This is a genomic window from Nonomuraea sp. N2-4H (assembly GCF_045291505.1).
Lineage (GTDB): Bacteria > Actinomycetota > Actinomycetes > Streptosporangiales > Streptosporangiaceae > Nonomuraea > Nonomuraea fastidiosa.
The window spans coordinates 4,837,637-4,859,158 of record NZ_CP147987.1; the positions used below are offsets into that span (position 1 = coordinate 4,837,637).

General features: G+C 72.6%; 19 protein-coding genes, 1 pseudogene and 1 riboswitch. All 20 genes and pseudogenes read right to left on the reverse strand.

Features of this window, described 5'->3' with window-relative positions:
- Positions 1-118 precede the first annotated feature (118 nt).
- Positions 119-574 (reverse strand): PH domain-containing protein, encoded by a 456-nt coding sequence (locus WBK31_RS22240; RefSeq protein WP_364054903.1) that lies wholly within the window; start codon positions 572-574, stop codon positions 119-121.
- A gap of 9 nt (positions 575-583) precedes the next feature.
- Positions 584-1,072, reverse strand: a complete 489-nt coding sequence (gene ribH / locus WBK31_RS22245; RefSeq protein WP_364054906.1) for a 6,7-dimethyl-8-ribityllumazine synthase — start codon at positions 1,070-1,072, stop codon at positions 584-586.
- Positions 1,069-2,286, reverse strand: coding sequence for a bifunctional 3,4-dihydroxy-2-butanone-4-phosphate synthase/GTP cyclohydrolase II (locus WBK31_RS22250; protein ID WP_364054910.1), 1,218 nt, complete (start codon positions 2,284-2,286; stop codon positions 1,069-1,071). The genes ribH and WBK31_RS22250 overlap by 4 nt, the downstream gene beginning before the upstream one ends.
- The gene (locus tag WBK31_RS22255; protein WP_364054913.1) at positions 2,283-2,969 is read right to left on the reverse strand and encodes a nicotinamide mononucleotide transporter family protein; all 687 of its coding nucleotides are present in this window, start codon (positions 2,967-2,969) and stop codon (positions 2,283-2,285) included. The genes WBK31_RS22250 and WBK31_RS22255 overlap by 4 nt, the downstream gene beginning before the upstream one ends.
- The gene (locus WBK31_RS22260) at positions 2,966-3,556 is read right to left on the reverse strand and encodes a riboflavin synthase (RefSeq protein WP_364054916.1); all 591 of its coding nucleotides are present in this window, start codon (positions 3,554-3,556) and stop codon (positions 2,966-2,968) included. The genes WBK31_RS22255 and WBK31_RS22260 overlap by 4 nt, the downstream gene beginning before the upstream one ends.
- On the reverse strand, positions 3,557-4,690 hold the full coding sequence (gene ribD, locus WBK31_RS22265) for a bifunctional diaminohydroxyphosphoribosylaminopyrimidine deaminase/5-amino-6-(5-phosphoribosylamino)uracil reductase RibD (protein WP_406673073.1): 1,134 nt from the start codon (positions 4,688-4,690) through the stop codon (positions 3,557-3,559).
- A gap of 112 nt (positions 4,691-4,802) precedes the next feature.
- A riboswitch (FMN riboswitch) is annotated at positions 4,803-4,933 on the reverse strand.
- A 333-nt stretch (positions 4,934-5,266) separates the two neighbouring features.
- A complete protein-coding gene (locus WBK31_RS22270; protein WP_406673074.1) occupies positions 5,267-6,076 on the reverse strand; it encodes an oxygenase MpaB family protein in 810 nt (269 codons plus the stop codon).
- 123 nt (positions 6,077-6,199) lie between these two features.
- Positions 6,200-6,862, reverse strand: coding sequence for a ribulose-phosphate 3-epimerase (rpe, locus tag WBK31_RS22275; RefSeq protein WP_364054925.1), 663 nt, complete (start codon positions 6,860-6,862; stop codon positions 6,200-6,202).
- A 12-nt stretch (positions 6,863-6,874) separates the two neighbouring features.
- Complete coding sequence (locus WBK31_RS22280; RefSeq protein WP_406673075.1) at positions 6,875-7,900, reverse strand: phosphatase PAP2 family protein; 1,026 nt, start codon at positions 7,898-7,900, stop codon at positions 6,875-6,877.
- A 442-nt stretch (positions 7,901-8,342) separates the two neighbouring features.
- Complete coding sequence (locus WBK31_RS22285) at positions 8,343-10,055, reverse strand: transcription antitermination factor NusB (RefSeq protein ID WP_364054931.1); 1,713 nt, start codon at positions 10,053-10,055, stop codon at positions 8,343-8,345.
- Between the two features lie 169 nt (positions 10,056-10,224).
- Positions 10,225-11,151 (reverse strand): methionyl-tRNA formyltransferase, encoded by a 927-nt coding sequence (gene fmt / locus WBK31_RS22290; RefSeq protein ID WP_364054934.1) that lies wholly within the window; start codon positions 11,149-11,151, stop codon positions 10,225-10,227.
- A 4-nt stretch (positions 11,152-11,155) separates the two neighbouring features.
- Positions 11,156-11,704, reverse strand: coding sequence for a peptide deformylase (gene def, locus WBK31_RS22295; protein WP_364054937.1), 549 nt, complete (start codon positions 11,702-11,704; stop codon positions 11,156-11,158).
- 55 nt (positions 11,705-11,759) lie between these two features.
- Positions 11,760-13,115: a hypothetical protein gene (locus WBK31_RS22300; protein ID WP_378787746.1), complete on the reverse strand. Its 1,356-nt coding sequence runs from the start codon at positions 13,113-13,115 to the stop codon at positions 11,760-11,762.
- A 37-nt stretch (positions 13,116-13,152) separates the two neighbouring features.
- Positions 13,153-14,640 carry a hypothetical protein gene (locus WBK31_RS22305; RefSeq protein WP_364054943.1) on the reverse strand — a complete coding sequence of 496 codons (1,488 nt, stop codon included), beginning with the start codon at positions 14,638-14,640 and terminating at the stop codon, positions 13,153-13,155.
- Between the two features lie 49 nt (positions 14,641-14,689).
- Positions 14,690-16,773, reverse strand: a pseudogene (locus WBK31_RS22310) (primosomal protein N').
- Between the two features lie 326 nt (positions 16,774-17,099).
- Positions 17,100-18,287 carry a methionine adenosyltransferase gene (metK, locus tag WBK31_RS22315; RefSeq protein ID WP_364054949.1) on the reverse strand — a complete coding sequence of 396 codons (1,188 nt, stop codon included), beginning with the start codon at positions 18,285-18,287 and terminating at the stop codon, positions 17,100-17,102.
- A gap of 128 nt (positions 18,288-18,415) precedes the next feature.
- Complete coding sequence (locus tag WBK31_RS22320; RefSeq protein ID WP_393197090.1) at positions 18,416-18,658, reverse strand: hypothetical protein; 243 nt, start codon at positions 18,656-18,658, stop codon at positions 18,416-18,418.
- Between the two features lie 438 nt (positions 18,659-19,096).
- Positions 19,097-20,593, reverse strand: a complete 1,497-nt coding sequence (gene coaBC, locus WBK31_RS22325; protein ID WP_378787743.1) for a bifunctional phosphopantothenoylcysteine decarboxylase/phosphopantothenate--cysteine ligase CoaBC — start codon at positions 20,591-20,593, stop codon at positions 19,097-19,099.
- Positions 20,594-20,601: 8 nt separating this feature from the next.
- Positions 20,602-20,871, reverse strand: a complete 270-nt coding sequence (rpoZ, locus tag WBK31_RS22330) for a DNA-directed RNA polymerase subunit omega (RefSeq protein WP_364054955.1) — start codon at positions 20,869-20,871, stop codon at positions 20,602-20,604.
- Positions 20,872-20,876: 5 nt separating this feature from the next.
- Positions 20,877-21,464 (reverse strand): guanylate kinase, encoded by a 588-nt coding sequence (gmk, locus tag WBK31_RS22335; protein ID WP_364054957.1) that lies wholly within the window; start codon positions 21,462-21,464, stop codon positions 20,877-20,879.
- Positions 21,465-21,522: the final 58 nt, after the last annotated feature.

Sequence of the window (21,522 nt, forward strand, 5' to 3'; positions counted from 1 at the left end):
GCGACCGCGCCGCAGGCGATGCCCTGCCGCCTGCGGCGCGTCTCAGCGCTCCTCGCGGCGCGTCCGGGCCGGCGGCCCTCAACGGCGTCCGGGCCGCTGTCAAGGCTCCGCCCGCGTCTCAGCGCTCCTCGTGCGCCTCGCCGCGCTCTTTGATCAGCGCCGCCAGCTCGGCCGTGGCGCGGCGGGCGCGGGCCTTCTCCGAGCCCTGGATGCCCATCGCGCCGATGGTGCGGCCGTCGGAGAAGTCGATGCGCGGCCACGGCTCGCCGACCAGCAGCGTCACGTCGATGACCTCGGGCCAGGTGTAGCGGTGGGTGCGCACGGCGTTGACGATCGTGATGCCCTCCTCGTCGGCCTCGACCCTGACCCGGCCGAGCAGGTGCAGCACGTACGCCACCGCGCACCCGAACACCACGATCGCCACCCGGTCGGCGATCTGGAACGGCGGCGCGATGAGCACTGCCATCACCACCGCCCCCACCACGATCAGCGCGGCGAAGCCGTAGGCGACGACGCGGGCCCGGCGCGGACGCCAGGTGACGGGCAGGGGCGGAGGGGACACGGGCTCTGACACGAGGGAAACCTACCGCAGCTGCGCCTCGGGAACGCGCAGCCGCCGCAGCAGCAAGGCGGTCTCGAGTGCGGCGACGGCCGACTCGTACCCCTTGTCCTCCTTGCTGCCCGGCAGGCCGGAACGGTCGAGTGCCTGCTCCACCGTCTCGCAGGTGAGCACGCCGTTGCCGACCGGTGTCTCCTCGTCGAGCGAGACCCTGGTCAGGCCGGAGGTCACCGAGTCGCAGACGTAGTCGAAGTGCGCGGTCTCGCCGCGGATCACCGCGCCCAGCGCCACCACCGCGTCGTGGCGGCGCGCCAGCGCCTGCGCGACCACCGGGATCTCCAGCGACCCCGGCACCCGCACCACGGTCGCGCTCGCGCCGCTGTCGTCGCAGGCCCGCAACGCCCGCGCCAGGAGCTGGTCGGTGATCTCGGCGTGCCAGCTCGCCGCCACCACGCCCACCGTCAGCCCCGCCGCGTCGGGCGCGCTCGCGACCGGCCGTCCTTCACCGCTCATGACGCCTCCGAGATGTCGTGGCCGAGCCGCTCCCGCTTGGCCCTGAGATAGCGCTCGTTGTAAGGGTTCATGGCCACCGGCATCGGCTCCCTGCCGATGACCTTGACGCCGTAGCCGTCCAGGCCCTTGAGCTTGGCCGGGTTGTTGGTCAGCAGCCGTACGGACTTGACCCCCAGGTCGGCCAGGATCTGCCCGGCGTCGGAGAACTCCCGCGCGTCGACCGGCAGCCCCAGCTCGACGTTGGCGTCGACGGTGTCGCTGCCGGCGTCCTGCAGGCTGTACGCCTTGAGCTTGGCCAGCAGCCCGATCCCCCTGCCTTCGTGCCCGCGCAGGTAGACGATCACACCCCGGCCCTCGCGGGCGATGGCCGCCATGGCGTTGTCGAGCTGCACGCCGCAGTCGCAGCGCAGCGAGCCGAGCACGTCGCCGGTCAGGCACTCGGAGTGGGCCCTGACCAGGACGTTCTCGCCGCCGTTCAGGTCACCGTAGACGAGCGCGACGTGCTCGCCGCCGTCGAGTGCGCCGGCGTAGCCGTACGCCCGCCACATCCCGTACGCGTTCGGCAGCCGCGTCTCGGCGACCCTGGTGACCATGCTCTCGACCCGCCGCCGGTGATCGACGAGCTGCTCGATCGAGACCAGCGCGAGGTCGTGCTCGTCGGCGAAGCGGCGCAGCTCGGGCAGCCTGGCCATGGTGCCGTCGTCGTTGACCACCTCGGCCAGCGCCCCGGCGGGACGCAGCCCGGCCAGCCTGGCGAGATCGACCGCCGCCTCGGTGTGGCCGCGCCTGGCCAGCACGCCGCCCTCGCGGTAGCGCAGCGGGAAGACGTGGCCGGGGCGTACGAGCTCGTCCGGCCCGGTGGCCGGGTCGGCGAGCGTGCGGATGGTGGTGGCGCGGTCGGCCGCCGAGATGCCGGTGGTGACGCCGTCGCGGGCGTCCACCGTGATCGTGTACGCCGTGCGCATGCGCTCGGTGTTGTGCACGACCATGAGCGGCAGGCCGAGCCGGTCGAGCTCCTTGCCCTCCATGGCCACGCAGATCATGCCGCTGGTGTGCCTGATGGTGAACGTGCACAGCTCCGGCGTGGCCTTGGAGGCGGCGAAGATGAGGTCGCCCTCGTTCTCGCGGTTCTCGTCGTCCACCACGATGACCGGCTTGCCGTTGCGGATGTCCTCGATCGCGCGCTCAATCGGGTCGAGCGTGATGTCGCTCATCGGGCCACTCCCTCGGCCGCCACTTCCCCGGCCACCGGCGCACCCGGCGCGGCGGCGCGGTACTCACGCAGCCACTTGACGAACCCGATGAGCACCAGGACGAAGAAGATCCCGTAGACGGCGCCCGAGACCACCAGCCCCGAGCTGAACGCCAGCGGCACCCCGACCAGGTCCACCGCCACCCACACGATCCAGAAGTCCACCAGCGCCCGGCCCTGCGCCCAGGTCGCCATCGCACTGCCGACGAAGATGTAGGCGTCGGCGAGCACCAGGAACACACCGGCGGGCGGCGGCACGTGCGCGCCCCACGACAGGCCCGTGACCCAGAACAGCAGCCCGATCACGACGGTGCCCACCAGCATGCCGCCGATCAGCAGCACACGCTCCCACCATTGCGCCGGCCGGACCGCCAGGTCCCTGCCGTTCTGGGTGCCGCGCCGCCAGGCCCACCAGCCGTAGATCGCCAGACCGGCGAACAGCGCCTGCTTGAGCGCGTTGCCGGTGATGTGGGCGCTGATCGAGGCGATGAGCAGCAGCACCGCGCCGGTGAACTGCACCGGCCACGTCCACATCGACTTGCGTATCGCCAGCAGGACCGTGGCCAGGGCGGCGATGTTGCCCACCAGGTCGGTCCACATCACGTGCGCGCCGAATATCTCGAATCCGGCCTCGGCCCAGCTCACTTCCTGCCCACCAGCCTCTCCACATACTTGGCGATCACGTCGACCTCGATGTTCACCACGTCACCCACCTGGCGTTCGCCCATGGTCGTCAGCTTGAGCGTGGTGGGGATGAGGCTCACGCCGAAGCTTTCGTCGTCAACCGTGGTGACCGTCAGGCTGATTCCGTCGATCGCGATCGAGCCCTTCTCGGCGACGTACGGGCTGAGCGCCGGAGGCAGCGAGAAGCGCAGGTCGTCCCAGCTCTCGCCGGGCTGCCTGGACAGCAGCACGGCGGTGCCGTCCACGTGGCCCTGCACGATGTGGCCGCCGAGGCGCTGGTCGGCGCGTACGGCGCGTTCGAGGTTGACCGCCGAGCCCTCGGTGAGGCCGCCCAGGGAGCTGCGGTCGAGCGACTCCTTGATCACGTCGACGGTGAACACGTCGCCGTCGACCTCGACGACGGTCAGGCAGACGCCGTTGACCGCGATCGAGTCGCCGTGCCCCGCGTCGGAGGTGACGAGCGGGCCGCGTACCGACAGCAGGGCGCCGCCGCCCGCGCGCTCGATGGCGGTGACTTCGCCCTTTTCCTCAATGATTCCGGTGAACATTCACTGCTCCCTGCCTGGTTGCGGGCCTGCCGGCCGGGTTTCTCGCGGGGTCGAGGGGTGGACGGGTCGTGCGATGAGCCGTACGTCCGGTCCGATCACCGTGACGTCGTCGAATCTGAGGCGGTGGAGCTCGCCGATCGTGCCCACACCGGCCGCACCCAGCGCCGCCTTGCCGGAGCCGAGCAGCGCGGGCGCCACGTACGCCACCACGCGATCGACCAGCCCTTCCTTGACGAACGACCCGGCCAGCGCCGGGCCGCCCTCCAGGAACACGCTCACGAGCTGCCGGGCGGCCAGCTCCGCCAGCAGGGCGCGCAGGTCGAGCCCGGCGTCGTGGCGGGGCAGCCGCAGCAGGTCGGCCTTGAGGCCGGTGTCCACGTCGTCGGCCACCGCGATCAGCGTGGGCGCCTCGTCGTCGAGGACGCGCGCCGTCGCGGGCGTCCTCGCGTCGGGGTCCACGACCACGCGTACGGGCGCCCGCGCCGGCTTCTCACCTCCGGGGCGGGCGGTGAGGCGGGGGTCGTCGGCCAGCACCGTGCCGATGCCGGCCACGATGGCGTCGGAGGCGGCCCGCATGCGGTGCACGTCGGCGCGCGCCTCGGGCGAGGTGATCCACTTGCTGGTGCCGTCCTCGGCGGCGGATCTGCCGTCGAGGGTGGCGGCGAACTTCCAGGTGACGTGGGAGCGGCCGAGGCGCATGAAGGTCAGCCACTCCTCGTTGACCCGCTCGGCGGCCTCGGTCAGCACTCCTGTGGTGACGGACACGCCGTGGGCGCGCAGCCGCGCCGCGCCTCCCGCGGCCGTGGGGTTGGGGTCGGACACCGCGATCACGACGCGGGCCACGCCCGCGTCCAGCAGCGCCCGGCTGCACGGGCCTGTGCGTCCGGTGTGGTCGCAGGGTTCGAGCGTCACGTACGCGGTGCCGCCCCGCGCCCGCTCCCCCGCCTGTGCCAGGGCGACGACCTCGGCGTGCGGCCCGCCCGCGTACGCGTGATAGCCCTCGCCCGCGACCTGCCCTGCGGCATCGAGCACGACGCAGCCGACGACGGGGTTGGGGGTGGTGCTGCCGTGTCCACGACCGGCCAGTTCGACGGCGCGCGCCATGTGCGCGACGTCCTGCTCGGGTATCTCCACCCGGGTCTCCTACTCGCCAGTAGCTCCAAGCCACGGCGGGCCCCGGGGGATCTTTTCGCCGGGACGCATGCCATACGTCCTCGGCAGGCGGCCGGTGGGGACACCGGACGCCTCGCGCGCTTCCTCCCATCCGGACTTTAACCGTCGGTCCCGGAGTTCCACCGGGTCAACCGGCCGATGGCATCGGCCGGGTCGCGGACTTTCACCGCCGGTTCGGACTTTCACCGACCCCGGAGCACGCTAGCTCTCTTTCGCTACCAGTCTGCCACGTCCTTCGCAAAGCACGCGACCACCCCTCCACTTTTGACCAAGCGCTCGTTTGTGAAGGGCGAACGGGCTGGTCAGGGCGGTGGGAGCGGAGCGCGATGCAGCGGCCATCGGACGACACGCGCGAGCCTGCGCACGCGCACCGCCGGATCCGGCAAGCCCGCATGCGCTCGCGCACCGCCGGATCAGACGAGCCCGCATGCGGTCGTGTACCGCCGGATCGGACGGCGGCATCCGGCTCGGGCGGCCATGGGGGGTTCGGCTCGGGCAGCCATGAGGGGTTCGGCTCAGGGGCCATGGGGGTTCGGCTCAGGCGGCCATGAGCCGGCGGGCGCGGCGTGCCGCCGGGCTGTGCAGGACGTGCCCGGGGACCAGCCCGATCCCGGTGTGCAGGGTGCGCAGCGTCGCCGTGGCCCACAGGTCGCCGACCGGCGTGGCGGGCAGGCCGTACAGGCGTCTGGCCCAGCGCGGCAGCGTGGCGAAGGCGAGCAGGGTCAGCGCGGGCATCACCGGCTTGAGCGGCGTCAGCAGCAGCGGGAGCGGGGCGTTCAGCGACATGCGCAGCGGATGGGACGCCTCGGGCACGAACCGCAGATGCGGACGCTCGGCCTCGATGTAGTCGCGCAGCTCCGCCACCGACCCGGGCACCTCGTCGGCCGGCAGGCCCACCACCTCGGCGGCCCTCCGCCACTCCGCGACGAACGCGTCCGCCTCGGCGTCCGTCAGCCGCACCCCGGCCCTGCGGGCGACCGACAGGTACGAATCGACCTCGCCCACGTGCACCCAGCGCAGCGCGGCGGGCTCGTCGAGCCGGTACGTCTCGCCGGTGTCCGGGTCATAGGCGGTCAGGCCGGCGTGGATCTTGCGCACCCAGCGGCAGGCCCGCTCGACCTCCTCATGGGTGCCGTACGTACGCACGCGGACGAACTCGGTCGTCCGTACGAACCGGGACCATGCCTCGTGCGGGTCCATGAGCGCGGAGTTCTGCAGCACCCCGCGCATCGCCCTGGGGTGCAGCCCCTGCATGAGCAGCGCACGGAAGCCGCCGACGAGCAGGATCGGCTCCCCCATCACCCGCCATGTCACCGAGCGGGGCCCGAAGATCCCATAGTCGGTCATAAGTGAATAGTTACCCTGATGACGGATATTTCATGTCACCCGCAACTCCGGAGACCGCACGACGCTGCGGAACCCCACGTACCCGGAGGAGGACCGGAAGAGCCAGTGGCAGGCGCAACCGGATCACGAGATGGCTCGGTCGGCGGCGGCGCGGAGCTTGTCGATCGCCTCCACCGGGTCGGAGGCGCCGTAGACGGCACTGCCCGCCACGAACACGTCGGCCCCCGCCTCGGCGCACCGGCCGATCGTGTCCTCGTCGATTCCCCCGTCGACCTGCAGCCACACCCGGCCGCCGTGCCGCGAGACCATCTCGCGCGCCCTGCGCACCTTCGGCAGCACCATCTCGAGGAACTTCTGCCCGCCGAACCCCGGCTCGACGGTCATCAGCAGGAGCATGTCGACCTCCTCGAGGAGGTCTTCGTACGGCTCGACGGGCGTCGCGGGGTTGAGCGCCAGCCCGGCGCGGGCGCCCAGGGCCCGGATCTCCCGCAGCGTACGGATGGGCGCCTTGGCCGCCTCCGCGTGGATGGTCACGCTGCCCGCCCCGGCCTCCGCGTACCGCGGCGCCCAGCGGTCGGGGTCGGCGATCATCAGGTGGCAGTCGAGCGGCTTGTCGGTCGCCTTGCGCAGCGCCTCGACCACGGGCAGCCCGAGCGTCAGGTTGGGCACGAAGTGGTAGTCCATGACGTCGACGTGCAGCCAGTCGGCGTTGGGCACCGCGGCGGCCTCATCGGCGAGCCTGGCGAAGTCGGCGGCGAGGATGCTGGGCGAGATCTGTACGGCCATGATGCGCCAAGTCTAATGACCCCGCCCGTGCTCTCCGCCCGCGCCGCCCCGTGCCTCCACGGTCTCCGCGCCGCGTGCCCTGCCCGCGGGCTCCATCAGTCTCAGCCGGATGAACAGCACCGGCGCCCCCAGTTGCACCCACAACGCCAGCACCGCGTACGCCAGGTAGGTGGACACCTCGGCCTCGGGCAGCACTTCGCGCTCGGCGTACCAGATGAGCACCGCCACCCCCGTGCCGAGCACCCACCGCCCGATCCGCAGCCTGAGCGGGCCGCCCGGGTCGAACCACCCGATCCGGTACATTACCGACGTCCCCGCCAGCGTGCCGAACAGCACTCCGGACATCAGGACGACGGTGTCCATGCTCTCGGGATCGATCTCCCCGGCCGCGCTCCAGGCGGGCGGCACGACCCAGTCCCCGTACGGCAGCGCGGCCAGCACCGCCGCCACCGGCAGTACCCCGGACACCGCCAAGGAGAGGCCGAGCTGCGCCCACAGCGCCTGCCGCCGCCACCACGCCGTCGCCGGGCGTTCCAGCCGTACGACGAGCACCAGGACGGCGGCCCCGAGCGCCACGCCCGCCACCACGTCGGAGATGAAGTGCACGCCGAGATAGACCCGGCTCAGGCACACCAGCGCGACCCCGGCCCCCGCCGCCCACCACGCCCACGGCCGCGCCGCCGCCACCGCCAGCCGCCCCAGAGCGGCGGTGCCGGTCTGCGCGTGCCCCGACGGCAGCCCGAAGCTCCGCTCGACCGCGAACGCGTGGATCTGCGGGTCGATCCAGTACGGCCTCGGCTGGTGGAAGGCGAGCTTGCCGACCGCGTTCGTCCCGGCGGCCGCCAGCACGGTGAGCCCGAGGCGCAGCGCGAGCGCCGGGTTGACGCACCAGTACAGGATGGGGAGGACGAGCAGGAAGAACGCGTTCGTGCCGAAGAACGAGATGAGCTCCATGATCGGCCTGACGGCGTCGGGCCAGCTCTGAAGCCAGGCGATAGGCGCGAGTTCCGCCAGGTGAAGATCATCGAGGAAGTCCACGCCGCCGATCGGAGCACACCTCCGCCCCCACATGCCACCCCACTCACCACCCGGCCGCATCGCCCGACCCCCTGCCCCGCGCCGCCCCGGAAACACGCCCCGATCAGAACGGCCTCCGCGAAGAACCCCTGCCACGCACAGCGAGCCAGGGCGGCCTTCGACCCCGGACGGGTCCGCAGACGCCGAGCCTTCGGGGGCGGCCCGCCAGAACCCCGAGCATCGCCCGGCCCTGAGGAACCAGGCGCTTGCGCCCGTGAACGTGACCCCGCGGACGCACGTGCCCGAACGACCCCTCGAACAAGCAGACGCACGGACCCGGCAGGCTGGGCGCACGCATCCGGCCGACTGGCAGGCGCATCCGACAGACCGGCAGTCGGACCCGGCAGGCTGAGGGCACGGATCCGGCCGGGAGGTGGGCGCATCCGGCGGGCCGGCAGGTGGGTCAGGCGGGCTGGGCGGGCTTCTTGCGGAGCAGGGCCAGGAACATGGCGTCGGTGCCGTGCCGATGCGGCCAGAACTGGACGTGCGGGCCGTCGCCGAGCCCTTCGACTTCGGGCAGGTAGTCGCGGGCGTCGAGCTGCTCGACGTCATCGCGCTGTGCCAGGAGGTCGCCGACCACGACCCGGGTCTCGGCGAGGTGCGGCGAGCACGTCACATATGCGACCACGCCCCCTGGCCGCACCGCGTCGAGCGCGGTGGCGAGCAGCCGCCGCTGTAGCTTGCCCAGCTCGGCGATGCCGGCGGGGTCGCGCCGCCACCGCGCCTCGGGCCGCCGCCGCAGCGCCCCGAGCCCGGTGCAGGGGGCGTCGAGCATCACGCGGTCGAACACGCCGGGCCGCCACGCGGGCTCGGTGCCGTCGGCGGTGATCACCGAGGCGTCCTTGGTCGTCTCGCGGACGAGCCTGGCCCGATGCTGCTGCACGTCGGCGGCCAGCAACCGAGCCCCACCGGGAAAGGCCACTCCCCCGGACCGGCCCCGCGCCGCGCCAGGCGCGCCACCGGCCGCCACATCCCGCGCCCCGGACGGCTCCTCACCCGTCACAGCGCCTGAGACCGCACCTGGCGTCCCGCCAGGCGCGCCACCAGCCGCCGCGTCCCTCGCCCCGGACGGCTCCCCACCCGTCACAGCGCCCGGGACCGAGCCACGTGCCACATCAGGCTCCCCGACCGACGCGCCACCCGACGACGCGGCAGGCTTGCCGGCCGACGTCCCGGCACGAACCCGTGCCTCTTCGGCCAGACCGGCGAGGTCGCCGTGGGTGGCGATGGCGTCGAGGAGACCCGCCTTGCCGCCGGGCCCGGCGCACATGTCGAGCCACAGCTCCTCGCCGTCGCCCTCCACGGGCACCCGGGTCAGGGCGAGCGCGACGAGCTGGCTGGCCTCGTCCTGGACGGCGGCGCGCGTCTCGGCGACCGCGTCGATGCCGCCGGGGTCGCCTTCGCGCAGGTACGCCGCGTACGGCGAGTATCGCCCCGGCAGGGCGCCCGCGGCCTCCAGCTCCTCCACCGACGACCGCCCGGGACGGGCGACCAGGGTCACCAGCGGGCGGGCGTTGTCGGCCTCAAGCAGATCGGGCATCTCGCCTGGCGCGCCGAGCGCGTCGCGGAAAGCCGAGACGATCCACCGGGGATGGCCGTAGGCGATGGCGAGGTGGCCGACCGGGTCGTCGGCCGGGTCGGGGGCGACGATGGGCAGCCACTCGTCGAGCGTCCTCGAGCCGATCTTGCGCAGCACCGCGTTGACGAACTTCGCGGCTCCCGCGCCGATGCGCAGCCGTACGAGATCGACGGTGGTGCCGACGGCCGCGTGCGGCGGCACGCGCATGCGCAGGAGTTGGTGCGCGCCGATGCGCAGCGCGTCGCGCACGTCGGGGTCGGGCGCGCGGTCGCTGCACATCTCGATGATCGCGTCGTACGTGCCGAGCCCGCGCAGCGTGCCGTAGGCCAGCTCGGTGGCGAGCGCCGCGTCACGACCCTTGATGCCGCGCTCGCGCAGCAGGCGCGGCAGCAGCAGGTTGGCGTACGCGTCGCGCTCGTCGACGGCTCGTACGACGTCGTAGGCGGCGTTGCGGGCCGGATCGCGCGCCGGCCTGCGCGGCTTGCGCGTACGGTTGCCGCCGCCCGAGCCGGTCCCTTGGTGCCCCCTGGTCTTCATGCCCACGAACCCTCACTAGCGCCAGGCACGCCGGCCCGGCCAGCGCTCCACGCGCCACTCCGGTCAGTGCCCCGCGCGTCACTCCGGCGAGCGTCCCACGCGCCGTTTCGGCAGGCACCCGGCACGTCACCCGGGCGGCCCGGCCACCGCGCGGACCGCCGGCCCCGTGTCACTGAAAGGTCTCCTTGCCCTCGAGGCGCACCCCGCGGGCCCACTCCCCCGCCGTCATCAGCCGCTTGCCCTGCGGCTGCACCTCGCCCAGCTCGACCGCGTCGGTGGCGGTGCCGACGAGCACGCGGGCCTTGGTGGCGGCCAGCTCGCCGGGGGCGAGCCGTTCGCCGGGCGCCGGGCGCACCGGCCCGATCTTGATGCGCAGGCCGCGGAACTCGGTCCACGCGCCGGGGTTGGGCGTGCAGGCGCGGATCAGCCGGTCGACGTGCATGGCGGGCTTGGTCCAGTCGATGCGTGCGTCGGCCACCGTGATCTTGGGTGCGATGGTGACGCCGTCGGCGGGCTGGGGGCGCGGCTCGAGCGTGCCGTCCTCGATGCCGTCGAGGGTGGCGGCGAGCAGCCCGGCCCCGGAGACCGCGAGCCGATCGAGCAGCGCGCCGCTGGTGTCGGTGGGGCGGATCTCCTCGGTGACGACGCCGTAGACGGGCCCGGCGTCGAGCTCCTTGACGATCTGGAACGTGCTGGCCCCGCCGATCTCGTCGCCGTGGAGGATGGCGTGCTGGACGGGGGCCGCGCCGCGCCAGGCGGGCAGGATCGAAAAGTGCAGGTTGACCCAGCCGTGCCTGGGGATGTCGAGCGCGCTCTGCGGGAGCAGCGCGCCGTAGGCGACGACGGGGCAGCAGTCGGGCTCCAGCGCGCGCAGCCGGTCGAGGAACTCCGGGTCGCCGGCCTTCTGCGGGCGCAGCACCTCGATGCCCGCCTCCTCCGCGAGCTCCGCGACCGGGGAGGGGTGGACCTTGCGCCCCCGGCCCGACTGCGCGTCGGGGCGGGTGACGACCGCGACGACGTCGTGCCGGGGCGAGTCGATCAGGGTGCGCAGCGACGGGAGTGCCGTCTCGGGTGTGCCCGCGAAGACCAGACGCATGCTGTCAGAGTGCCTTTCCGCGGGTGGCGTGGGGCGAGAACTTGACCACGGGCGCGGCAAGGCCGCTCCACTCGGCCTCGCGCACGGCCTTCATGGCGAGCTTGCGCTGCTTGGGGTCCATGCGGTCGATGAACAGGATGCCGTCGAGGTGGTCGGTCTCGTGCTGGAAGCAGCGCGCCATCATGTCGGTGCCCTCGAGCACGACGGGCTCGCCGTACATGTTGAAGCCCTTGGCCACGGCGCGCACCGCCCGCGGGGTGGGGAACGACAGGCCGGGGAAGGACAGGCAGCCCTCCTCGCCCTCCTCGTCGATCTCGGACGACAGGTCGAGGTCGGGGTTGACGAGGTGGCCGAGCTGCTCGTCGACGTAGTAGGTGAACACCCGCAGCCCCACGCCGATCTGAGGGGCGGCCAGGCCCGCGCCCGGGGCGTCCATCATCGTGTCGGTCAGGTCTTTGACCAGCTTGCGCAGCTCCTTGTCGAAGTCGACGACCGGGGCCGCCGGGGTGCGCAGCACCGGATCTCCGAACAGCCTGATGGGCTGGATCGCCAAGGGGGTCACTCCGTTCTCATGCGTGGATCAGCCCAGTTTAGTGCAGCCGCCGGTGTCACCGGTGGCCGTGCTTCCTGGCGTGCTTCCTGGCGTGCTCCAGCGTGCGGGCCTTCAGCGCGGCCTTGCGCGCCGCCTTGACCACGGCCGGGTCGTCGTGGGCGGAGGCGAGCATGTCGAGCACGGCGACGGTGTCGGGGTGTCCGACACCGGGCATGTCGCCGATGAGCTTGATCAGGTCTTCGCCGGGCTCGGGCGGGTCGATGCGGCCCGCGGCAGGCCCCGACAGGTGCATGAGGGCGGCCAGGGAGTCGACGGCGAGCCAGGTGTGGTCCTCGGGGCTGAGCGCGGGGGCGGGCAGGTCGCGGATGTGCAGCCAGGAGGCGGCGTAGCGGCGCGTGAGCGGGTGTTGCAGCGCCTCCCTGACGGGCGCCTCGGCCTCGGGGCCCAGCTCCTCCAGGATGGCTCCGACGGCGCCGCGCTGGCCGGCCGTGCCGGTGGCGGCGATCTCGACGAGGTCGCGGGCGGCGGACTCGGGCGAGCGGCGCTCCAGCCACCCGGCCACCGCGCTCTGCGTGGCGCTGCCCTTGACCAGCGCCTCGACGAGCTCGGCCGCCGACAGGTCGGCGAACACCTCCACCTCCGCGGTGGTGGGCGCGTCGTGGCCCTCGCGCAGCAGGTCGCGGCGGATGGCCCATACGCCGAGCGGGGTCAGCGCGGTGCGGCCGGCGGGTGTCTGCTCGACGAGCCCGCAGTACGCCAGCAGCGACAGCGCCTCCAGCAGCTCGCCGGGCAGGGAGGCGGCGATCTTGCGCATCTCCATGGGGCCGGGCGCGCAGGCGACCTCGTGCGACTGCAGGATGCCGCGGGCCAGGTTGGCGGTGGCGACGCCCGAGCGTACGGAGTAGATGGTGGCGAGCATTTCGGCGAGGTGGCCGTCGACCACGGCGGAGCCGGTCAGGCCGTCGTCGGCGCGGTCGAGCACGTCCATGACCACGCCGTCCCAGAACTCCAGCGTGGCCTCGACCGAGAGCTGCATCGACAGCGGGCCCCGGCTGGCCTTGCCGCCGAGGATGCGCAGCAGGCCGGTGTTGACGGCGACGACCCAGATCAGGGGTACGCGGGAGACGGGAACGCCGAGGTGGGCCGCGGCGGCTTCGGCGTCGGCCGGGCTCAGGTGGCCGTCGGGGCCGACCTCGCGGGTGCCCGTCCAGTTGGTGAGCCGGATGGCGTCGGCCACGAGCGGCACCGTCGGCACCGCGGCGGCCAGCTCGGCGTCCGGCGCCGTCGCGACCGGCGGGAACGTCAGGGCCTCGCGCTCCTCCGGTGTCTCCTCAGGGGGCCGTGGAGGCACGGCGGCCTGCTCATCGATCAGCTTGCGCAGCTCGGCGAGGTCGAAGACGTTGTTTGCCACCCACGAAACTTACTGCACACCGGTCACATGAGCGTACTCAACGGATCGCTCGCGACCGGGCCTTGAACGCGGCCTTGCGGGCCGCCTTGGCGACCGCGCCGTCGGGGATGGAACGTCCGAGGAGCTCGAGCACCTCGACCACGTCGGGGTGATCGACCCGCCACATCTCCTCGATGAGGTGGGCGGGCGGGCCCGATGCGGCCATGTTCTCGGCGAAGATCTCGGGGTCTTCCTCGGCGGCGGGCATGGCCAGCGCCAGCATGTCGACGCTGACCCACAGCAGCTCGTCCTGCGTCAGGGGCGGCGCGGACAGCTTCCTCGCGGCCAGCCAGTGGATGGCGTGCGGGCGCAGCTCGGGGTCGTCGAGATAGCCGCGTACGGCGGATTCGGCCTCGGGGCCGAGCCGGTCGACGATGGTGATGGCGATGCCGCGCGCCACGGCGGGCGCGCCGGAGGCGGCGGCGAGCAGCTCGGCGGCGGCCTCCGCGGGCTCGCGGCCGGCCAGCCAGCGGTCGATGTCGGCCTCGGCCACCTCCGTGGGCACGCCGTCGAGCAGCCCTTCGATGAGGCCGTGCGCGTCGGCCTCGGCGAGGTCGGGCGCCTCGGGGGCCTCGACGCCCATGGACAGGTAGTGCTCGCGCAGCGCCCAGACGCCGGCGGGGGTCAGCTCGGCGGTGTCGCCGGTGACGCGCAGCAGGCCCGTCCACTCCAGCCGGTCGAGCACGGCCCGCAGGTCGATCTCGCCGTCGGCGTCGATCTCGTCGATGTGGTCGCCGATCACCGTGACGGGCACGCGCGTCTGGAGCCGGTAGAGCATGTCGAACAGGTCGTAGAGGCTCTCGTCGAGCTCGGCGTGGCCGGTGACGGCGCCGCCGGTGTCGTGGTCGAGCAGGTCGGCGACGCGCCTCGCCCACGCCTGCAGCGGGTCGTCGCCGCCCGGCAGCGGCTGCTCGGCCAGCATGGGGATGCTCTCCAGCGCCGTACGCAGCTCGCCGGGCCCGGCCAGGCGTACGGCGGGCAGCGGCGTGCACGCCGGGCAGTCGCAGGGCGCCTCGCCCAGGTCTCCCAGGTCGGGCATGTCTGGCAGCTCGCCCGCGGGGATGGCGATCGACTGCTCGAGCGATTCGGGGCCGATGGAGCTGAACAGGCTCTTGGCCATGCCGAAGTTCGCCGGGTCGGCGAGCGCCTCGGGCATGCGAGGCTCGATGTCGTCGAGCCGGGCGCGCATGGCGTCCGCGGTCTCCGCGCTCACGTGGCCGGTCTCGCTGAGGTAGTCGACGAGCGTGCGGGCGGCGGCGATGGTCTCGGGTGCGCTCTCCGGCGGTGCGATGACCTTGCGCGGATAGATGGACAGCAGCAGCTCGTCGAAGGTCTCGGGAGTGAAGTCGCGAAGTTCGTTGACGTTGAGGTAGTCGCTGGCGTAGTCGCAGAGCAGGCGGACCTCGTCCGCGTCCACTTCGACGTCCCGCGCGCGCCCCCAAGCGCGCAGGTCGTCGATGGCCTGGTTCACCCATTCGATCGACACAGGGGCACGCTAACGGCTGGCCAACGGATGAGCGAATCGGGGAAACGGGCTAAATCAGGTCGAGGGGGTCGACACACACCCTCACGACATCCGGTGTCTTGCGTGCCGCGCGTACTCCGCCGGCGGCTTTGAGCGCGGCCGACAGTGCGGCGCCTTCCGGTCTGGGCACTCTGATCATGGCGCGCTCCTGGCCGTCGCCGGCCACCGGGACGGGGCCGAGCACCTGCGCGTCGGACGGCAGGCGGGTCTCGTCGAGCATCTGCCTGACCGCATGGGCCGGGCCCGTGAGCGTGGCCATCCGTACCGCGGGCGGGAAGCCCAGCTCGGCCCGGTCGGCCAGCTCGCGCTCGGCGAAGGTGATGGGGTCCCAGCGCAGCAGCGCCTGTACGGCCGGCAGCGCCGCGTCCGCGAGCACCACCAGCTCGGCACCGGGGCGCAGCAGCGCGGCGGCGTTCATCCAGCGGCGCACGGTCTCCTCGCCGGCTCGCAGGTCGGCCCGGCCGAGCAGGGCCCAGCCGTCGAGCAGCACCGCGGCGGCGTATCCGTCCTCGGCCACCGGCTCTGCTCCCGGGGTGGCGACGACGAGCGCGCGGGCGGCGGGCACCGTGGCCAGCACGCCGTCGCGGCCGGACGTGCGCACCGGCACGGAAGGGAACGCCCTGCCCAGTTCCTCGGCCGTACGCCTGGCGCCGGTGACCACCGCGCGCAGCCTGGGGCTGCCGCAGGACGGGCAGCGCCAGGAGGCGTCCACGCGGCCGCACCAGCGGCAGTACGGCGCCGCGTGCCCGCTCCGCAGCGCGAGCGGCCCGTGGCACAGCGGGCCCTCGCCGGTCTCCATCGTGAGGGTGTCGCCGGGTGCTTTCCTGGTGGGCGGCAGGACGCAGCGGGCCGGGGTGCGGCAGTGGCGGCAGGCCAGCGCGGGCAGGTAGCCGCGCCTGGGCACCTGCACGAGCACCGGGCCGCTGTCGAGGCCGTGGCGCAGGGCCCGCCAGGCGATGCTGGGCAGGCGGGCCTGCCTGGCGGCCTGGTCCTTGGCCAGCTCGGCGTCATCCCCCGCCGGGCGCACGCGCGGGGCGAGGCTTCTGATCGTCGTACGCGCGGCCACGATCGGCCTGGCCCAGCCGCTCGCGACGAGCTGGGTGGCCTCGGCCGTACGCGCGTAGCCGCCGATGAGCATGCCCGCGCCGGCCCTGTGGGCGCGCAGCCCGAGCACCTCGCGGGCGTGCGGGTAGGGGGCGAAGCGTTCGGCGTGCAGGTCGTCGCCGTCGTCCCAGATCGCCACCAGGCCGAGATCGGCGACCGGCGCGAACATCGCCGCCCTGGTGCCGACGACCGCCTTGACCTCGCCTCTGAGCAGCCGCAGCCACCTGCGGTAGCGCTCGGCGGGGCCCAGGTCGGCGGTGAGCGCCACGTGGGCGCCGGGGCCGAGCACCCGCAGGAACGCGGTGTCGGCCAGCGCCACGTCCTTGCCGTCGGGGACGACGACGACCGCTCCCCTGCCGCCGTCCAGCGTCGCGCGGACGGCCTCGGCGAGGGGCCGGCCCAGCCCTTGGCGCCGGGCAGCGCCTGCCAGACGGCCCGGGGCGCGCGCCCGTCGCGGAGTGCGGCGAGGAAGGAGGGGCCTGCCGGGTAGGCGTCCCAGGCGCTCGGTGACGGCGCCGGCGGGCGATCCTGCGGCGGGACGGGCTTGGGCGTCTCGGCTTCGGCCCTGGCGTGCCGGGGCGGGACCGCGAGGCGCAGCACGTCGGTCAGGGTGCCGGCGTACCGGTCGGCCACGGCCCTGGCCAGGCCGGCGATCTCGGGGGTGAGCACGCGTTCCGGGGACACGACGCGTTCGAGCGGGGTGAGCTTGCCCTCGTGGTCGCTCTCCTGGACGCGTTCGAGGAGGAAGCCGTCCACGAGCTTGCCGGCGAACCGCACCCGCACCCGCACGCCCGGCTCGGCCGTCTCGTGCAGCCGGTCGGGGACGAGGTAGTCGAAGGGGCGGTCGAGGTGCGGCAGCGGGCTGTCGACGACCACTTTGGCCACGGGGTTTTCCGGGGCCGGGAGCACCGCCCCCTTGGTGTCCTTCTCGGACGCCGGGGGCCGCACGGCTTCGAGCGGCAGGAGGGCGTCGTCGGAGGAGTCGGTCACGAACAACGTCTACCAGACCCCCGCCTCCGCCATCGCCCATGGCGATCCCACCGGAACACCATCACGCCACCCGCAGCACGTACGACACCGAACAGCCCCACCCGGCCCCGGACGGACGCCATCGCACGCACAACGCCGGAGACGGGCCTCGACTCACCCACGCCACGCCAGAGCAGCCGAGGGGCGGCGTGCGGGCGATCCCGCCATCACCCCCCGGCTGTGCGTGCACAAGACACCGATCGGTGCCGCCCGCCCCGCGAAAAGGGCGGACGGCACCGATCGGGTTGGTGCTGAGCGCAACGGCCGTCAGGCGGCCGTCACGTCGTTCAGAAACCGGCGGCGGTCCTCAGGGCCTCGGCGCGGTCGGTGGACTCCCAGGAGAAGCCCTCGCGACCGAAGTGCCCGTAGGCGGCGGTCTCGGAGTAGATCGGACGCAGCAGGTCGAGGTCGCGGATGATGGCGGCGGGACGCAGGTCGAAGACCTGGAGCACCGCCTCCTGAATCTTCTCGACCGGCAGCTTCTCGGTGCCGAAGCACTCGACGAACAGGCCGACCGGCTTGGCCTTGCCGATCGCGTAGGCCACCTGGACCTCGCACCGGTCGGCCAGCCCGGCGGCCACGACGTTCTTGGCCACCCAGCGCATGGCGTAGGCGGCGGAACGGTCGACCTTGGACGGGTCCTTGCCGGAGAACGCGCCGCCACCGTGGCGGGCCATGCCGCCGTAGGTGTCGATGATGATCTTGCGGCCGGTGAGCCCCGCGTCGCCCATCGGACCGCCGATCTCGAAGCGGCCCGTCGGGTTGACCAGCAGGCGGTAGCCCTCGGTCTCGATGTCGAGGCCGGCGAGCACGTGGTCGACCACGTGCTCCTTGATGTCGGGGGTCAGCATCTCCTGCAGGTCGATCTCGGCGGCGTGCTGCGTGGAGACGACCACGGTGTCGAGGCGGACCGGCGTGTCGCCGTCGTACTCGATGGTGACCTGCGTCTTGCCGTCGGGGCGCAGGTAGGGCACGGTGCCCGTCTTGCGCACCTCGGCGAGGCGCTGTGCGAGCCGGTGGGCGAGCGTGATCGGCAGCGGCATCAGCTCGGGGGTCTCACGGCAGGCGTAGCCGAACATGAGGCCCTGGTCGCCGGCGCCCTGGCGGTCGAGCTCGTCACCGTCACCGGTCACCCGGTGCTCGTAGGCGTCGTCGACGCCCTGCGCGATGTCGGGCGACTGCGCGCCGATCGACACCGACACACCGCACGAGGCGCCGTCGAAACCCTTGTGGGAGGCGTCGTAACCGATCTCCAGGATCTTCTCCCGGATGACGCCGGGAATGTCGACGTAGGTCTCCGTCGTCACCTCGCCTGCGACGTGGACCTGGCCGGTAGTGATCAGCGTCTCGACCGCGACCCGGCTCTTGGGGTCGTCTTTGAGCATGGCGTCGAGAATCGCGTCACTGATTTGGTCGGCGATCTTGTCCGGGTGGCCTTCGGTGACCGACTCGGAGGTGAACAGGCGACGTGACAACTCAGTGGCTCCTCATGCAGCGGCTGCTGACGGATGTAAGGCCCGGAGCCGAAGGGCATGGCCGGGCCTCGCCGAAGTCTAGCCCTACCATGCGCCCCGCGGCGAAACCGTCCACCATTTGTCTCCCATCAGAGTTCGGGCAAAGGGTCGGGCGGCAGCAGCTCGGGCGCGAAAATCTCGGCGTCCGCGGCCGACACCACCGCCGCGTACTCCTCATCGAACTCGAAGACCATCGAGCCCAGCTCGAGCGCATTGCCCGGGAGAATCGGACCCAGCCGGGTGCGCCGCGGGAACTCCGCGAACACCGACACCGGCCGATCGGTCCGCAGCGTCCTCGTCGCCAGCACGGAAATGGCCGTGCGCGTGACCACGATCAGGAAATGCCCTGTTCCCGCCGGCCCGAGGATAAGGCGGGGAAGAGGTAGTGAATCTCCTCTTGGTCACCGAGCAACGTTCTACAACGGTCTCTTACAGCAGAACCCACCGGCATTCCATCCCCCTTTGCCCCAAGTATCCGCAGGCGTGCGGGGGTGTTGCAACAGGTGATCGAGTAGTGGGATTTGCACGCTTTGTACGATCGACGCCCCGGCATCCCATTACCTCTTTGGAACGCCCCACAGATGCGGCCGTACAGCGCGGAACACCGAGTCCGTCAACGGCGACCGCCCGGGTTCAGATCCATGACCGCTCGGCGATGAACCGGCCGGGTTCAAGCGAGATCGTCGACAAGGAGGGCGCACGCGACCTGCAGCGTGCATAAGGCCAAGGCCCGCCTTATCGCGGGCTTGGGAAGACCGGATGGCCCGGGCTCAGGAGAGGCGGGCGGCGACCAGGTCCCAGACGGTGTCGGCCAGGTCCTCCTTGGGCCCGAACGGCACCTCGACCGGCTCCCCGCCGGCCACCAGAATCGTCGCGGCGTTGTCGGCCGTACCGAAGGCGAGGCCCTCGCCGACCTGGTTGACGACCAGCAGATCGCAACCCTTGCGGGCGAGCTTGGCCTGCCCGTTGGCGATCACGTCGTTCGTCTCGGCGGCGAACCCGACGATCACGCGCGGCCCGGCGCCGGCGAATTTCTCCTCGGCAAGACGCCCGGGCGTGTCGCTCCCGACCGGCTCGGCCGGCTCGGAGGGCGTGCCGCCCGGGGCGGGAGCGCACTCCGTGGCAGCGTCACCCGAGGCAGGCGGGCCCGGAACGTGCGCACGGGCGGAAACCGCCGCCTCCGCCGCAACGGCCGGCCCGACCCCGGCGGACGGTGCGGACCCGGCGGACGGTGCGGACCCAGCGGACGGTGCAGACCCGGCGGGCGATGCAGACCCGACGGGCGATGCGGAATCGGCCGGCGATGCGGACCCAGCGGGTGCCCCTGCCCGCGCCCGCCGACGTTCACCCAACTCAGCGAGAATGTCGGGATTCTTGACCAGGTGGATGGCCTCGGGCTCGCCGTCCGTCTTCTTGATCTTGGTGTCGTGCCGCTCCGCAGGCCGGAAGTCGGCCACCGCCGCGGCCATCACGACCACATCGGCGTCGGCGGAGGCGGCGAGCACGGCGTCGCGCAGCTCGGACGCCGACTCCACGCGCACGACGGTGGCCCCCGCCGGGTCGGGCAGCGTCACGTTGGCCGCCACGACCGTCACCTCGGCCCCGCGGGCGACCGCCGTACGGGCCAAGGCGTAACCCTGGCGCCCGGACGAGCGGTTGCCGATGAAGCGGACGGGGTCGATGGCCTCGCGGGTGCCGCCGGCGGAGACCACGACCTTGCGCCCGGCCAGGTCGAGCGGCCGCCCTCTGGCGACGCGCAGACAGACCTGGAAGATCTCGGCGGGGTCGGGCAGCCGTCCCGGGCCCGTGTCGGCGCCGGTGAGCCGGCCGACGGCCGGGTCGATCACGACCGCGCCCCGCGAACGCAACGTCGCGACGTTGGCGCGCGTGGCCGGGTGCTGCCACATCTCGGTGTGCATCGCGGGCGCGAACACGACCGGACAGGTGGCCGTCAGCAGCGTGTTGGTCAGCAGATCGCCGGCCAGCCCATGGGCGGCCTTCGCCAGCACGTCGGCGGTGGCGGGTGCGACCACGACGAGATCGGCGCTCTTGCCGATGCGTACGTGGGGCACCTCGTGAACGTCGTCCCACACCTCGGCCGAGACGGGGTTGCCCGACAGGGCGGCCCAGGTGGGCGCGCCCACGAACTTGAGCGCCTCGCGGGTCGGGACGACCCGTACCTCGTGCCCGGACTCGGTGAACAGGCGCAGCAGCTCACACGCCTTGTACGCGGCGATGCCGCCGCTGACGCCCAGGACGACCTTCATCGAAGGGGTCAGACCGCGCCTTCGATGGGCTCGGCGTTGAGCAGGCCCTCGGAGACCTCTCGCAGCGCGATGGACAGCGGCTTCTCCTGGGCGTGCGTCTCGACCAGCGGGCCGACGTACTCCAGCAGGCCCTCGCCGAGCTGGGAGTAGTAGGCGTTGATCTGGCGAGCGCGCTTGGCGCCCATGATCACCAGGGAGTATTTGCTGTCGACGATGTCGAGCAGCGTGTCGATCGGCGGGTTGGTGATGCCCTCCGCGGCCGGGGTGGTGCCTGCCACGATTGTCAGACCTCTCGGTTGGTGGTTGTCGTGACCCCCTGAGGGTCGGTCATCAAGGCTATCAGCCGATGGCACACGTCTTGGACGTTCGTGTTGACAAGTGAGAGGTCGAACTCGTGCTCCGCGGCCATCTCGTTGCGCCCGGCCTCCAGCCGGCGGGCGATGACCTCCTCCGGCTCGGTGCCGCGCCCGCGCAGCCGCTTCTCCAGCTCCTCCCATGAGGGCGGGGCCAGGAAGACCAGCAGCGCCTCCGGCATGCTCCTGCGCACCTGCCTGGCGCCTTCGAGGTCGATCTCGAGCAGGGTGGGCACGCCCTCGGCGAGCTTCTTCAGCACCGGCTCGCGAGGGGTGCCGTAGCGGTTGCCCGCGAACTCCGCCCACTCCAGCAGCTCACCGGACTCGATGAGCCGGTCGAACTCCTCGTTGTCGACGAAGAAGTAGTGGACCCCGTGCACCTCGCCGGGACGGGGTCGCCGGGTTGTCACCGAGACCGACAGCCACACCTCGGGGTGTGCCCGCCGGAGCTCGGCGACGACCGTGGATTTACCGACGCCCGACGGCCCTGAAAGGACCGTCAGCCGCCGTTCGCTCATGGGCAGGAATCCGACCTCCGTTCCAGGCCCGACCGCCTCGTGGGCACTGACATCGCCG

Bases quoted from the DNA above. Each gene is read 5' to 3' on its own strand.
- WBK31_RS22285 (WP_364054931.1), bottom strand. From the start codon at position 10,055: ATGAAGACCAGGGGGCACCAAGGGACCGGCTCGGGCGGCGGCAACCGT.
- rpe (WP_364054925.1), bottom strand. From the start codon at position 6,862: ATGGCCGTACAGATCTCGCCCAGCATCCTCGCCGCCGACTTCGCCAGG.
- WBK31_RS22260 (WP_364054916.1), bottom strand. From the start codon at position 3,556: ATGTTCACCGGAATCATTGAGGAAAAGGGCGAAGTCACCGCCATCGAG.
- gmk (WP_364054957.1), bottom strand. From the start codon at position 21,464: ATGAGCGAACGGCGGCTGACGGTCCTTTCAGGGCCGTCGGGCGTCGGT.
- coaBC (WP_378787743.1), bottom strand. From the start codon at position 20,593: ATGAAGGTCGTCCTGGGCGTCAGCGGCGGCATCGCCGCGTACAAGGCG.
- fmt (WP_364054934.1), bottom strand. From the start codon at position 11,151: ATGCGTCTGGTCTTCGCGGGCACACCCGAGACGGCACTCCCGTCGCTG.
- WBK31_RS22250 (WP_364054910.1), bottom strand. From the start codon at position 2,286: ATGAGCGACATCACGCTCGACCCGATTGAGCGCGCGATCGAGGACATC.
- ribH (WP_364054906.1), bottom strand. From the start codon at position 1,072: ATGAGCGGTGAAGGACGGCCGGTCGCGAGCGCGCCCGACGCGGCGGGG.
- WBK31_RS22270 (WP_406673074.1), bottom strand. From the start codon at position 6,076: ATGACCGACTATGGGATCTTCGGGCCCCGCTCGGTGACATGGCGGGTG.